11 protein-coding genes are annotated in these 14767 nt (G+C 45.7%); 4 read left to right on the top strand and 7 right to left on the bottom strand.

The annotated features are described in order from the left end of the window. The first annotated feature begins 80 nt into the window (after nt 1-80). Nucleotides 81-395, top strand: a complete 315-nt coding sequence (locus tag A3842_RS04520; RefSeq protein WP_074100595.1) for a histidine kinase — start codon at nt 81-83, stop codon at nt 393-395. Nucleotides 396-694: 299 nt separating this feature from the next. Beyond that, on the top strand, nt 695-880 hold the full coding sequence (locus A3842_RS04515) for a hypothetical protein (RefSeq protein ID WP_074084143.1): 186 nt from the start codon (nt 695-697) through the stop codon (nt 878-880). Nucleotides 881-988: 108 nt separating this feature from the next. Here A3842_RS04515 and A3842_RS04510 read toward each other — a convergent pair whose 3' ends face one another. Both A3842_RS04510 and A3842_RS04505 read right to left on the bottom strand, forming a co-directional pair. Further along, nucleotides 989-2599 (bottom strand): type 2 periplasmic-binding domain-containing protein, encoded by a 1611-nt coding sequence (locus A3842_RS04510; protein ID WP_074100594.1) that lies wholly within the window; start codon nt 2597-2599, stop codon nt 989-991. A gap of 12 nt (nt 2600-2611) precedes the next feature. After that, the gene (locus A3842_RS04505) at nt 2612-4939 is read right to left on the bottom strand and encodes a helix-turn-helix domain-containing protein (protein WP_074100593.1); all 2328 of its coding nucleotides are present in this window, start codon (nt 4937-4939) and stop codon (nt 2612-2614) included. Nucleotides 4940-5166: 227 nt separating this feature from the next. Between A3842_RS04505 and A3842_RS04500 the strand changes: the two genes are divergently transcribed. Further along, nucleotides 5167-8502 (top strand): S-layer homology domain-containing protein, encoded by a 3336-nt coding sequence (locus tag A3842_RS04500; protein WP_074100592.1) that lies wholly within the window; start codon nt 5167-5169, stop codon nt 8500-8502. Between the two features lie 150 nt (nt 8503-8652). On the opposite strand, the gene A3842_RS04495 is transcribed toward A3842_RS04500, so the two are convergent. Together A3842_RS04495 and A3842_RS04490 are read right to left on the bottom strand one after the other, a co-directional pair. Continuing rightward, nucleotides 8653-10602: an oxidoreductase gene (locus tag A3842_RS04495; RefSeq protein ID WP_074100591.1), complete on the bottom strand. Its 1950-nt coding sequence runs from the start codon at nt 10600-10602 to the stop codon at nt 8653-8655. A 39-nt stretch (nt 10603-10641) separates the two neighbouring features. After that, entirely contained in the window at nt 10642-11910 is a 1269-nt protein-coding gene (locus A3842_RS04490; protein WP_074100590.1) for an L-lactate MFS transporter, read from the bottom strand. 218 nt (nt 11911-12128) lie between these two features. Between A3842_RS04490 and A3842_RS04485 the strand changes: the two genes are divergently transcribed. Continuing rightward, nucleotides 12129-12668: a PadR family transcriptional regulator gene (locus A3842_RS04485; protein ID WP_074100589.1), complete on the top strand. Its 540-nt coding sequence runs from the start codon at nt 12129-12131 to the stop codon at nt 12666-12668. 139 nt (nt 12669-12807) lie between these two features. Here A3842_RS04485 and A3842_RS04480 read toward each other — a convergent pair whose 3' ends face one another. From A3842_RS04480 to A3842_RS32360, 3 genes are all read right to left on the bottom strand, one after another. After that, a complete protein-coding gene (locus tag A3842_RS04480; RefSeq protein ID WP_074100588.1) occupies nt 12808-13464 on the bottom strand; it encodes a DUF4085 family protein in 657 nt (218 codons plus the stop codon). Between the two features lie 124 nt (nt 13465-13588). Further along, nucleotides 13589-14119 (bottom strand): hypothetical protein, encoded by a 531-nt coding sequence (locus A3842_RS04475; RefSeq protein ID WP_074100640.1) that lies wholly within the window; start codon nt 14117-14119, stop codon nt 13589-13591. 214 nt (nt 14120-14333) lie between these two features. Then, nucleotides 14334-14767 (bottom strand): hypothetical protein (locus tag A3842_RS32360; RefSeq protein WP_178382292.1); only part of this gene is annotated, 434 nt, incomplete at its 5' end.

The raw sequence follows: 14767 nt of genomic DNA, 5'->3' as shown, positions 1-14767 counted from the left end.
AAAATTACACCGATGAAGAACCCCCTCCCGCATCCATCATCCATCGATAATTTATTATGAGTAGCTGAGGAGCTGTGACGATGAGTGACCCCGTACTTCAACAAATACTTACTGCTATAACTGGTGTACAGTCTGACTTAAGTGACATAAAATCCGAGATTAGTGGCATGAAATCCGAGATCAGTGACATCAAATCCGAGATCGCCAGCATTAAGGAGGACACCAAGCTGATCCCGCTGATCCAGCAGGCCGTATCGGAAGTGAATGCTGAAGTGATTGCCACCCGTGACACCATAGAGCGTATCGAAGAAACGCTGCGGGGACATGACGTCACACTTGACTTGCTGTCCAGACGATCCATTGACCAGGAAGCAGCATTGAAACGGATCAAATAACAGCTCTGTCCTATAAATTAGTTCAAGCGGCTCCCTCCAAACGGAGGCAGCCGTTTTTTGATGACAGCTGCCTTTCGCTACTTTCCCCCTACACTTCAGGTACAATCAACGATGTCTCCACTGAGTGGACACATATCTTTCCAACAGGTACACTTCCCTTTATCTACGCAAATTGTTCACAAATTTCTGTCTGTTTCAGGCGGACACATCTTTCAATATCGATTTTATGTGCTATAATGAAAGCGTAACCAAAAGGAGCTTTGAACCATAGATTTCATAGCCCAAGGAGGATGGAAGAAATGCTGGCAGGACTTAAAGAACTTAAGAATTGGGTATCGGGAATGTGGCAACCATGGATGACCTCGGAAGAAGAGGATTACTGGAAAATCGAATATTCGGCAGAACGTCACCTGCATACTCCACCATCGCCAAGCCCGCTCTCCTATCAGGAAGAGGCACGGATCAAATCGGTGAAGTACCACTAAAGTTTCAACTAAACTAACCAACATGGCCATAAAGGATGGCTCTAAATATAAAACCGCGTAAACCGGAGAAATTCCGGCTTACGCGGTTTTTTATATCCATTCTATCTCCTATCCATTTTCCGGCTCCATATGGTACCAGTCATTCGCCTCTTGCAAAACCTGTTTACCTCCCGCTCCCATAAATTCCTTGAAGAAGGAATCGAAATAATCTAAGGGCTGGTCCCCGGTGATGATGGAAATATAGGCTTTGTTTTTTAATTTGATCAGCCCAGCGCTGTACTTCATGAGTGAAGGGGTGGAAACCTTCATGGCGTTGTATATCCCATTCTTGTCCAAGCCCAAGGTCGAGGCCCACTGCTCTCTGCGGCCCATAGGCTTGCGCGGAACGGTCATTCCGATTCCGGCGCCAATCCGGTTGGTGTAATTGGTGATGGCATCAAATGGAGGAAGGATCATGAAATCCCCCTTGGACTTGTCCGACCACTCCCAGTGTACCCCCTGAATCCCGTACAGCATGGACATCGCTTCATCCTCATCCGGATTCGCACTGACATAGTCCAGAATTTGCAGAATTTTCTCCAGCTTCCCCGGCTCCTTGACGGCATCGGCACCAATCGCCGTGAAGCTCATCAGCATATCATAAGCCTTCGAGCCGCTTTTCCCCTGGGGGCCGGTCACAGGCTGCCCGAATATGATCCTGGCGTCCTTGTTCTTGGCTGCAAGCTCCCGTGCATTGAACGTGGCCTCTACAGGTACCTCTTTACCTGTTGGATCTAAATCCATGTAATCTCCGGCCTGAATCCAGTGATAATAGTTGCCCATCGAGGTCATCCCAATTCTGCCGTTGATAAAAGCATGGGATAGGTGTTTGTAGCCGCCCTTATTCTCTCCGGTGATGAATTCAGGATCAATGATACCGTCCTTGTACCATTTTCGCAGAAGCCCCAGGGCTTCCTTCATCTCCGGCTCCAGAGCCCCAATGACCAGGTTCTGATCCTTAACATTGAAATACAGCTGGTCAGCAAAAACAATCTGTCCAAACGCCCCAAAAACAACATTCATCCCTTCACTGGAAAGCCCATAGGTATCCTTCTTGCCATTACCGTCCGGATCATTGTTCGTGAAGGCATACAAGACTTTCTCAAACTCCGCCAAGGTCTCTGGAACCTTAAGCCCAAGCTTATCCAGCCAATCTTTTCTGTACACAACTGGGATTCTATAGATATTCGTCGGATTCACTACAGGGATCCCATAGAGCTTCCCGCCGATTTCCCCATAGTTCAAATATCCGGGTGCATTGTGATGGATCGCCTGCATGAGGTTCGGTGCATTGTGGAGCAGAATGTCCTTTGGAATTTCGGCAAGCGCTCCCTGCGACTCGTATTTCAAAAGATCCTGCGGCTGCCTGATCCGAAACAGGTCCGGAATTTGCCCTTGTGCGAGCTTCAGGTTCAGCAGCGCTTCATATTTATTATTTTCGAGATTCCAGACATCCAGGTCCACCTTAAACTTATCCTCGATATATTCAATCATTTGTGCATCTTCGGGAACCGGCTCATTCTGATGCATCGTCCAGGAGATGGTGTAGGCGCTGTCCCGCGCAGGTGCCGCTTGAGCGGTTTCTCCGGTATCCCCGGGAGCTTCACATCCACCGACAGCAGACATCAGCATCATCAGCAGCAACAGGAACGAGAGCGATTGAAGACGGTTCATTTTCATGTCCACGGCCTCCTATGACTGCTCCATTAATTGTCGTATATAGTGTTTAGGGGTATAACCGTTCTTCTCTTTGAATTTTTTGATAAAATAAGCTGTCGTGCCATATCCAACGGTGTTCGCAATTTGCTCGATGGTCATATTATGGTTAGCCATTAGCTCCAGGGCTTTTTCCATCCTTTTCCCGGTCACATATTCAATATAGTTCATCCCGGTTTCTTCCTTGAATATCTTACTGAGATATTTGGGGCTTAGAAAGACCTTGCCCGCAACCGTATCGAGCGAAAGCTCCTCCGAAAGATGTGAGCTGATATATTGCTTAACCGCCTCAATGCTCTCGCTCGTCCGATTGTCGCTCCGCTTCTCCATATGACTAATACACACCGCTATGGAATCGGTCAGCCATTCCCTATAGCCGTTGATATCATGAATGGAAGTATATTCATTGTATAAATTAATTTTCACATGATCCGATGGGGTATACCTCACACTTATTAGATAATCTGAGTATACCGAAACCGTATTCAGTAATATAAAGCGGCAGTAATCTGCAGAGTACACCCCTTCCCGCATCTGATCCAACAGATGGTCAACGGCTGCAAAAGCACCCTCAATATTCCTTGCCTGAAGCTTTTCTTTGAATTTCAGCAGAACCGCCTGCGGGATTTCGTTAGGACTGACCTCCCTCTCCAGCAGGCTTGTATCCTTAATAACGGAAACCTCAGGCAGGAGGAATCCATATTTAGCAAGAATCTTCGCTTCACCAAAGCTCTTATGCACCTCCATAAAACGCCCCACCCAGCAGCCCAGGGAGATTTTGAATTTCAGGTCAAAGCTGCGTTTCACCTCTGAAAGAATGAAGCCTGAAATCTGCTCCAGCAGTCCTTCCTCCGCCTTGTCTGTACACACAATAACCGCTACTTTTTTATCCGGAAGCTCTTCCGCAATGATGTGGCATCCAGCAAAATCCGCAGCTTCCAACTGATTAATCATCCGGTAGAGAACAAATTGCGCGGTTTTGGAATGGAGCGCTTTGAAACCCGGGCTAAACGGGTCTATCAGCATGCAGCAGTAGCGGGTATACGCTATGGGAATATGGATGGATTGCAATTGCTCTACAAGTTCCTCCTCACTGTAGCTGTTATTCAGGAGATTGAGCACGATATTATGCTTGATGACCGGACTGTTGGCTTGCAGGGTTTCTTCGAGGCTGCTCACCTTGCGGGTCAATTTGTTGATGGCTGTATCAATCAGCGTGTATTCATTCAGCCCGGCATCCGGGGTATTGTCGAACATGCCTTTCATTTTGTCCCTTAAGCGCTTCAGGGGGTCATAAATGGCGACGGTGAAAATACCGGACAGGATCATACCTACGATAGCCGCCAGCAGACAAATCAGGAGTACCGTCCTCTGCAATAGAATCGATTTCTGATAGTAGTTGTCTGTAGGAGTAATGTTATATATTTTCCAGTCATTGGATGGAAAGGTGTGAAAAGAAACCTCATGGGACCCCCGGTTTATCTTATCCGTGAAGCTTTCAGCTACCGCTGTGGAAGACAGAATTTTGTTGATAAGCGAGCTGCTTCCCGCGCTATGGCCCAGTATCCCCTTATCCGCCGCAGAGAGGATCGTCCCGCTTGGCCCCATAACAAAAGTGTTCTTATAATCAGAAGGCATAATATGCCGGATAATTCCGCTGATGGCCTCCTCCTTCATATCGACAGCAATCATCAGGTCGCAATCGGCACCGGTGGAGTGAAAAGGATAGCTATGTGCGTATGAAATCATAGGGTCCACTAGGGTATCGTCTGACAAACTCCTATTGATGTCCTGGGGTGCCATGTGCGCTTCGGTCCACACAAAGCTTGAATCACTGTTCTGCAAACGTTCCATCCAGCTTACTGCCGCGGCTGCGTCTTCACGCTCCTGATCCAAGTATCGCAGCCCGGAATCTGACGAAATCATGATCTTTTGCTTGGGATAATACAAATGAACCGCAGAAACAATGTCCGCATGATCCGCGACTTCATTCTTAAGCAGATCCTGCAGATCCAGTACAGTGCCATGATTGCCCTGCAGGGTATCTTTGGCAAATACATCAATGCTGACAGGTTCACCCAGGGAAAGATCCAGATAGATTTGCTGCACCCGCTGAAACACAGACGATTCGATATAGTTGGCTGCACTCTCCAGGATAATCTGATTCTTTTTTTGGATTTCTTCATTATAGTTCTTAGGAAAATACATATAAAAGATGGAGCAGAGCAAAAGGACAATGACCATCACGATCGTTACATAGGAAATAGCGAGGTTGGCAAAAGCAGAGTTCCCGTTTTTTTTCATCGTTGTTGTCTCCAGATTCGAAAGTGTTGAAGCATCTTAACCATCTCCTAATCTTATTGGAAATATGTTCACAGAGCGTTATACATGGACCCTGTTTATGTAAAGAAGCCTGATTCTAAAGAGAACATACGATTTTTATAGAATAGGGAAATTGTTGTATTGAGGCCCGGATCACCCGAATGCTACAGTGATGTCGAACTAAAACAGAGGAGTGATACATTTTGAGAATGGGATTTAGGAAAAAGCAAGTATCAGCAGCTTTGGGTCTGTCATTACTTTTAAGTTCCATAAGTGGAATGGTTGCGAGTGCGAACGCGTCTCCCATCCCGGAATCAGTGGCACTGCCACCTGCACCGGCCTGGGGGTATTATGTAGACAATTACAAAAACAATACTTCCTCCAACAAAACGACCCTCTCAAACCCCGCGATCGGGACTCTTTCCGGTTTTGAACAACTGTGGACTCCTGGTGCTACCTGGGATAGCACGAAATTGAACAGCAGCGTGCTGGATGCCAACATCCAAAAGGTGGTAGACATGGCCGCCAAACGAACCTCCAGTGAAGCTGACGCAGCCTACCTGGATGACCGGAGAAAACAGAGCTACAGCGTCATGGACGGCCTGGGTTCACTGACCGATATCTACAGACTTCATGTGGGAGCAACGACAACAATCACCGGTATTCCCGCAGATGCCACAACGGTTAAATATGAGGATCAGGGAAACGGCGGAGAATATGGTTCAGGCGATCCGAATTCCAGTCTCGGCAGCATCGTGAGCTTGGTGAATACCTTCCGCAACAGCAGTGCTTCAACTAGTCCGTCAAAGACCTATTATAAATATCCCCGCCCGTTTCGCTGGAGCAGCCCGGCCATTGTAGTGCCGTCCCTTGTTCCTGCAATCAATGCTGACCCCAGCAACGACGGCGGATTTCCAAGCGGCCATACCAATGCCGCCTACCTGAGTGCAATAGCGATGGCCTATGCTGTACCGGAGCGGTTTCAGGAACTACTTACCCGGGCATCGGAACTTGGAAACAACCGTATCTTTGCCGGAATGCACTCACCGCTTGATGTAATGGGAGCACGGGTCATGGCTACGGCGGTATCCGCTGCTGCGTTGAATGAACCGAACAATAGCCTTTTGAAAAAGACGGCGTATAACGATGCGCAGAGTCTATTGTTGACACAGACCGGCACAGCAGAAGACCGGTTCAGCAATTACGCCAAGAATAAACAAGACTACACAGAGCGTTTGACCTACGGATTCAGTCCGATCCAATCCACAACTAAGCCAGTGGTGGTTCCAAAAGGCGCAGAAGTCCTGCTCGAAACACGCCTGCCATACCTGGACGACACGCAGCGCCGCTGGGTCTTAGCCACGACAGGGCTTCCCTCCGGCTATCCTGTGCTAGATGACCCGGAAGGATGGGGACGGCTTAATCTCTTTGCCGCAGCAGATGGCTATGGTGCTTTTGCGAATGACGTTACAGTGACCATGGACACTTATCAAGGCGGCTTCAATGCCCTGGACCGCTGGCGGAATGACATTTCCGGCACAGGCGGGCTGACCAAAAAGGGAACAGGGACGCTCAAGCTTCAGGGGAACAATAGTTATTCCGGAGGTACACAGCTGAATGAAGGTACGCTTGAAGGAAATTCGGCGACAGCTTTCGGAACCGGCGATGTGGCAAACCATGGAGGAACCCTGATTCAGAATGTTCCTGGACAGATGAGTATCGGCGGGAATTTCAGCCAATCGGCCGGTGGCACACTTAAACTGAACCTTAGCAGTACAAACGATCTGCTCGATATTCAGGGCAAAGTACAAGCTGGCGGTACATTACATCTGAACTTTTTAAATAACTACGTACCTGACGGTGTGATTACACTCATCACCCATGGTAAGGATCAGCGGAGCGGAGAATTTTCTTCCGTAGAGACAACGGGGCTGCCCAGCCAATACAAAATGAAGGTCATCTATAACGCTAACAGCATCCAGCTCGCTGTAGACCTCGAGGCACCAAGCTGGCCGGCAGACGCCAAACTGACCGGTTCAAATAGTACCCAATCGGGCCTTACCTTGAATTGGCCGGCGGCGATAGACAACGAAGGGGTAGTCAGCTATAGCGTATATCGTGACAGCACACTGCTTCACACCGTAACCGGTGCTACCTACTCCTATAATGTAACCGGATTGACTCCAGGCACAGCCTATTCGTTCTCTGTCATCGCTTATGACCTTACGGATAACTCAAGCCGTCCTTTAAAATCATCCTTGAGCACCGTTTCCAGCTCTTCTTCTGGCGGGAATGGTCCAGTGGCAACGCCAACACCTTCCCCTGTGCCTTCGGCTGCTCCAAGTCCCGCATCCAGTCCGGGGACAGATAACGGGAAGCAGAGCCTATCGGTAACGGCAACTGCCGATTCCAGCGGGAAAGCAGAGGCAACGATTAAGGATTCCCAAATTACTGACTTGTTGACTAAGGTCAGCTCTTCTACCGCAGCAAAGATCTCAGTACAGCTGAATGTGGGAACCGTAGACCATGCAAAGTCAGTTGGAATCATACTTTCCAAGGATGCCATCAGCAAGCTGTTCGAGAGTAAAGCTGCTGAAGTGGAACTTGTAACCCAATTCGGAAGCATATCTTTTAACAAATCCGCCTTGGGGTCGTTGAAAAACGCCGGGGGAGACAGTATCCGCATAGGAATCGCTCCAGCAGCTACTGCCGGCCTTTCTTCTGAAGCAGCAAGTCTGGTCGGCACACGGCCTATGCTGGAGTATACCGTTCAGTCTGGCGCTTCAAGCCTGACCAGCTTTGGAGGCGGAAGCCTCAAGATCAGTATTCCGTTCAAGCTCGCCCAAGGTGAAGATGCTAACGCCATTACCGCCTATTACATTGACAGTAGCGGCAAGCCTAAAGCGGTCGCCAAGTCAGGATATAACCAGAGTACAGGAAAAGTAACTTTGTTAACCGATCATCTCAGCAAATACGCCGTAGGCTATAACAAAATCAGCTTTAGCGACACTTCCGGTCACTGGGGCAGCAGCTATATTACCTACCTGGCTGCGCACCACATTATTTCCGGTACAGGCGCCAACACATTCGCACCTGATAAGGGGATTACCCGGGCAGAATTCGCCAAAATGCTGGCAGGACTCGCCAATGCGGATGTCTCAGGGTATTCCTCCTCAGCGTTTACCGATGTCAAAGCCGGTGACTGGTACCTGCCTTATGTAGCGTGGGCTGCCGCGAATAACATCGTGAATGGGGCAGGCAACCATCATTTCAATCCGAATGCCTTCATCAGCCGCGAGGAAATCAGCGTCATGATCGGGCGGTATGCTGATCTTGCGGGCTACGCACTGCCTGCCAACAGCAGCAGCGCAGGCTTTGCAGACAGCAGCAGCGTTAGTACCTGGGCAATGGATGCGGTAACCGCCTTGCAGAAGGCAGGAATCCTGTCCGGCAAAGGCAATAACACATTCGATCCTAAAGGCGGCGCAACCAGAGCTGAGGCCGCTAAAATGATGACAGTGCTTTTGCAAGGAATGATTCAATAGCTTCAACAACCAGGGCGATAGCCAGCAAATCACAGATTAATTTATTTAATCGGATTGCTGGCCATCGTCTTTTTCTAGTTTCAGCTACTATCTCACCAAACAAAAATAAACCTCCTCTCCTCCCGAAGGATGAAAGAAGGTTTAGCAGCGTTAAATATCAAGTGCGGCATGATAGCCTTGATAGATTGCAGTCGTAATCGTTGATGCCTTAACGCAGTCCCCAATTTGGGCAACATAAGGTGCGCAATCCAATAACTCATCTACTACATTTCTTCTAGCTCGTTGTCCAAGCGCACAAATGACCGAAGTACCCGGAACAAGAACCTCTTCCCCATTTGGCTCCGCGCAAACCACACCTTCTTGTGTGACACGCAGCCCTTTATATCCTAAATGCACTTGAATGTTGTTCTTTTCAATTTCTTTCAGCATAATGGGACGATGTCTGATATTAGCATCTGGAGCCAGCTCCGTTCTCATCTCTACCAGATGGACAGTCTTACCCTCCTGGGCAAGGTGAATGGCGGCTTCACAGCCTGCCAGACCGCCTCCCAATACGATTACGCTATCACTGACCTTGTCCTTCTCCAGATAATAGTCATTCACAACGACTACGTTATCTCCGTTTAATCCAGGGATTGGAGGAACAATGGCTGCGGAACCGACGGCAATAATTAACGCATCAACCTCTTCTTTCTCAGTATACGCTTTAGTCACAGGTGTATTCAAACGAATCTCAACACCGGCGTCCTTGGCGAGTTTTCCGAGAGTTACTCCCAACTCATACATCTCATATTTAAATGGAATGGCCTGTTCGCCCCTCAAGATACCCCCTACGTCATCAGACTTCTCACATAAAATGACTTGATGTCCGCGTTTAGCTGCGGTAAGCGCGGCATACAGTCCACCCGGGCCTCCGCCAGCTACCAAAACCTTGCGTGAATTAGGAGAAGGATATATTTCGGTTCCATCCATTTCACGACCAATGAGCGGGTTAACTGTACAGCGTCTTGTGGATGTTTCGGCACGTTCTGCCATACAGGTGAAGCATCTCAGACACTTGATAATATCCTCATCCCGGTTGCTCATCACCTTTTTGGGGAGCTCGGGATCCGCCAGGAGGGCACGGGCCATTTCTACAACATCCGCCTGACCGCTGGCAATGATTTCTTCCATTTGAGCAGGGTCATTTAATCCGCCAACCGTTGCAACCGGAACACTAACATGCTTCTTAATCTCTGCCGCAAGATAAACATTACTGCCATGAGGCAAGAACATAGAAGGGTGTGTGATACCAAACCCTGTCTGATACGTTCCGGCAGATACATGTAGCAGGTCGATCCTTGATTCCAGTAATTTAGCAATTTCAATCCCTTCTGTCAGATCATAGCCGCCTTCAAACAACTCGGAGCCGCTCATTCTAAACTCTATGGGAAAACCAACGCCAACAGCTTCACGGACACTGTCAAGCACCTCCTGGGCAAAACGCACCCGATTCTCCAAAGCTCCGCCATACTTGTCTGTTCTGCGATTGAAATGAGGAGAAAAGAACTGATTAATCAACCAACCATGCCCGCCATGAACCATAATCATTTCAAAACCTGCTCGCTTCGCAAGTCCCGCACAGGTACCATAAGCAGCTACAATGTCATCAATCAGTTCTTGCGTAAGCTCCTTAACTTCTCTGCCGTCCGGGCGCACCCCGGGGCTGGGGCCCCACTGGGCAAGTCCTTGTTTCTTATTTTTATCAGTCAGATAAGTTCCTGCATATTGACCCGAATGGGATAGCTCCACACTGGCAATAGCCCCGTGACGGCGGATAGCATCTGCTGTATACGTAAAGCTGGCCAAAGAATCCACTGTTCCCAAATCCAGATGATACATATGAGAAGCTTCTGTCTCGGGGTGAACTACAACTTCACTGACTGTAACTGAGGCAGCGCCGCCTTTTGCTCTTAATTCATAAAAAGCGGTAGATTTAGGACCTATGGTGCAGTCAGCTGTAATATCTGTTCCTCCCATAGGTGCGCCAAACATTCTATTTCTAAAAGTCACATTGCCGATGGTGATGGGCTTGCTTAAGTTTGGATATTTTCTGTGCATGCTTTCTTACTCCTTCTCTGTAGATGATTCTTCTTACATTTAAATGATAGCCTTCTGATTCTTATTAGCAGCCGTCTGCTGATACTTGACAGCCCACTTATATACAAATGTCAGGACAAATCCGGTGATTCCAAAAACAGCTGCAATGACAAAGGCTCTCTGGTAACTACCGTCTACGCTGTATACATTCTTCATAATGGACGGCCCAAAATATCCTGCGATTGCAAATCCAATGAACATAATGCCATAATTCACACTATTATTTTTTGCACCAAACTGATCCGCAGTAAATCCGGGAAATACCCCCATCAGTGAGCCAAAGCTTAATCCGATCACCGAAATACCGATATAAAAGGTCGCCACACTGTTTTCGCCGGATAAATACAGCAAGGTGAGTCCGATTACCGAAAAGAGAGAAGAAATGGCCAGAGTATTGATTCGACCGATTTTGTCTGAAATATAGCCTGCAATGATTCGTCCACCCGTGTTAAAAAGAGCCAATATGGAAACAGCGGTCGTAGCGGCTGCCGCAGACAGGCCAACCATCTTCTGTGCGATAGGTGAAGCTTGGGATGTACACATTAGTCCGGCAAAAGCTCCACTGATCAATAACGCAATCATTACATAAAATAGTGGATTGGCAAGCATGCCTTTCCAGTCCTTGTCATTCTTCAAAGAGCGGCCAACATGTACAGCCTTCGGTGTCCATCCGGACGGAACAAAATCAGATGGGCATTTCTCGATGAAGAAAGAAGCAGCACATATAATCACAAGAAATGCGATACCGAGTATAATGAATGCCGTTTTTACACTAGAAGTACTTATTAACCCGTTCGCAATCGGAGGGATTATCACTGAGCTCAATCCATAAGCTGCCGTGGTTACACCGCCAACCAAACCCCGTTTGTCAGGAAAAAACTTAATCGAGTTGCTGATCGTGCATCCGTAAACCATTCCTGTACCAAGGCCGAGTACGATACCGTAAGCAAATACCAGGAAGCCTACAGATGTTGCAAACCCTGATAAAAGCATACCGCCTCCAAATAACAAGCCCCCTGCAAAGATAACTTTCTTGGGTCCAAATCGGTCATTGATCCACCCACCAGAAATCATCGTGATTGGCCCTACTGAATTTGTAATGGTAAAGGCAATAGCCAAATCCCCCGGTGTTAAAGTACGTCCTGTGACATTGCTCAAATACTCAGCCATTGGGGCAGCAAATACACTCCATCCGTAAATTGATCCAATACACAGATTAATAAAGCAGCTTGCAATCAGAATAATCCATCGCTTTTTCGTAAGCTCCACTGAGATTCTTCTCTCCTTCAAATTGTATTGTGAATTTATTCACACCATTTGAGTACATATTAACACAGGATATTATTTATATCAATATAAACATGTATGTATTTATATGTTTTGAAATACATGTTGTGCGAGGCTTGTATCAATCCTTATTGCGAGCCCCAAAATATGCTATACTTAACAAATCAAAAAGACGAAATGTATAGGAAGAAGCGAGCCTTATGAGAACTTTAAAGTATGCCATTTTGGGGTTACTAAATAACGAACCTATGACGGGTTATGATATTGGTAAAGAATTCAGCAAAGATTTAGGTGAATTCTGGAATGCAAAGCACAGCCAGATCTATCCGGAATTAAAAAAACTGTTTGACGAGGGACTTATCGTTTACGAAATCCAAATTAGCGGAGAAATCCTGGAGAAAAAAATGTATTCGATTACGGAGGAGGGCAAAGCAGCTTTTTTGCAATGGTTAAAACAAGCAGAGCCTTTAGAACCCACTCCCAAAGATGTGTTTCGGCTTAGAATGTATTTTTCGAATCATCTGGATGTGCCAACCCGGATACACCTCTTAGAGCATCAGTTGCTTCAGCATCAGGAGAGGCTGCAACATTTACGCAAAAACAATGAACGTCACCAAAGTATTCCACCACATGATAGCGTGGATTTTGGCGATTATTTCATATTGGATGGAGCTATTTTACGTGAAACGGTAACGATACAATGGCTGGAAAACTTCATTCAATATTGCAAATCGTTGTAACAGATAAGCATACAGAAAAACCTTCCCTCATCCCGGAGGATAAAAGAAGGTATAAGTGAATCTTTTCTGAAGCGTGCAGCTATATAGTTTCATTGCTCCAATGTATACTTGTGGACTTTTGTCATAGCTCTCCCCGATTTCATGAAGAAATCTCGATGATAACGTTATCCGCAGTGAGCGTGAATTCCACTAAAGGACCGTCAAATAAAACGTTAAGCTGAAATCCGGCTTCATTGGAGTAAACTTCATTATATAGCCAGTAACTGCCTACACTTAAGTCTTGAAGTTCTAAACTCTTCACTCCTGTAAAGGTTACTTTGATATCGGTTTGATAATAATAACTTCCTCTACAATCCAGGGTCATGATTAAAATATTTTCAGAAGGTATTTCGAGTGAAGTTACTTTTGCATCGTGTAATGAGTTTTCATACAATTGAACAACATTCTCTGGGAGCGAGTCTTTTATCGACAAATAGTAGTTGCGGTATTCATTCCCGATAATACTCATTCGCCTATCGTACTCCATTCGCCACTGTTCGGTCATTGTTCTAAGTTTGTCTGAGGGAAACCGGGAATTTATCGTTCCGTCTTGAATATAGGGGTGAAAGGACTCTGGGAGGAATTTAAGCAAGTCATTTTTTCTATTTTCTAAATCATACCTGCGTATTTCTTCAAAGTCTAAACCTTCTGAGTTATACCAAGCCACATCCTGTTCCCAATCCTCTTCCGTCTCATGGAATACCAAAAACCCTGATACCTGCATTTCCTCATACCATTCCCGAGTGAAATATTTCATTCTATATTCCCCTATCTAGAACTCCTTAGTCCTATTGTAAATCTCATTCTAACGCATGAATACTCTGTTATAGGATGTGATGCTTCAATGACTATGCTATAAATTCGAATGTAAGCTATAAATACTAACTTCCATTATTACACAATATACAAAAATGGCATGACAAATAGATATCATGTTTTTCGCATTTCGGGTAACCCCTTGGAATTGTCGGCCTATCATCGTCTTCTTCAATTTCTGACCATTCTAAATAACTATTCATATTTATACTTTCTTTATCAAAGGCATTAATCATCAAGTGAAAATGTTCTAGACATTCAATTACCCAATCTTTGCGTGGTTCATAACTTAATCTTTCCCAACCTAGTCCATCTATTGCACCTGAAATGGTATGCAAAATAAAATCCTTTTCTCTTTCAAAGGAGTCTATAGTCCAAGGCATTTCTTCTATTTCAAAACCGACTGTTCCTATACCTACTACAGACTGATCCCGTTGTGCTAACCAAATAATTAATTCTTTTTCTCGATTTGTCTTTGCTAATATTGATCCACTAATAGCTAGCACCTCCATAAAAACGGAGGTTAAACCATTTGACATTCCTAGAGGTTCAACTAAATGTTCAAACTTTCTTGGCATTGATATTGTATTTCCTATGTTTTTTCTTCCTTTCTTTATTTTGTTTGATAATTCATCTAACGTTTTTGTACTGACAACTCCCACTGGCTTAAGGTCGGTCCTATATTAAGTGATGTTATTACCTTCTATGAACACATTCAAAATCACGATAATTGAACGCGCGGGCCACACTGGTAAACTTGGAAATTCCTGCTCCAATGACAAATGTTTTTTCGGAAATTCGTTCAATCTGTTAATTCTCCACCTCAACTTCTTTAGTAATCGGGTTAACTAGATACCATGCATAAATAACAGTGTCCTTACAATATCTCACTGCTATTCTGTATCTCCCATCATTTGTTTTCCCTTCATAACCAAGATATAAAGATTCATCTTCAGCCTTGGGGATATAGAATCCTTGACTATTATCTACAAAACCATATTTCTTTATTAATATCTTCATAGATTTCTGAACATTCAAGTAATCAACTTCTCTTATAAAACACCCAAAGCCAACTGTAAATATATTCTTTTTGTCCTTATATCCATCACTAGAGAGGTTTGTAAAAGAAACATTTCCATCATATAGAGAGATTTTTGCCTTGATCGTATTCCCGAATGTATCTATCCCTGTTACTTTGGCTTCTTGGGTATAGTCAAAGTAAACATTTTTAGCTATCTGTGCTG

This window comes from Paenibacillus sp. P3E, assembly GCF_001909045.1.
GTDB classification, from domain to species: domain Bacteria; phylum Bacillota; class Bacilli; order Paenibacillales; family Paenibacillaceae; genus Paenibacillus_AQ; species Paenibacillus_AQ helianthi.
The sequence above is the reverse complement of the archived record's forward strand: the minus strand, read 5'-3'. Positions and strand labels throughout refer to the sequence as shown.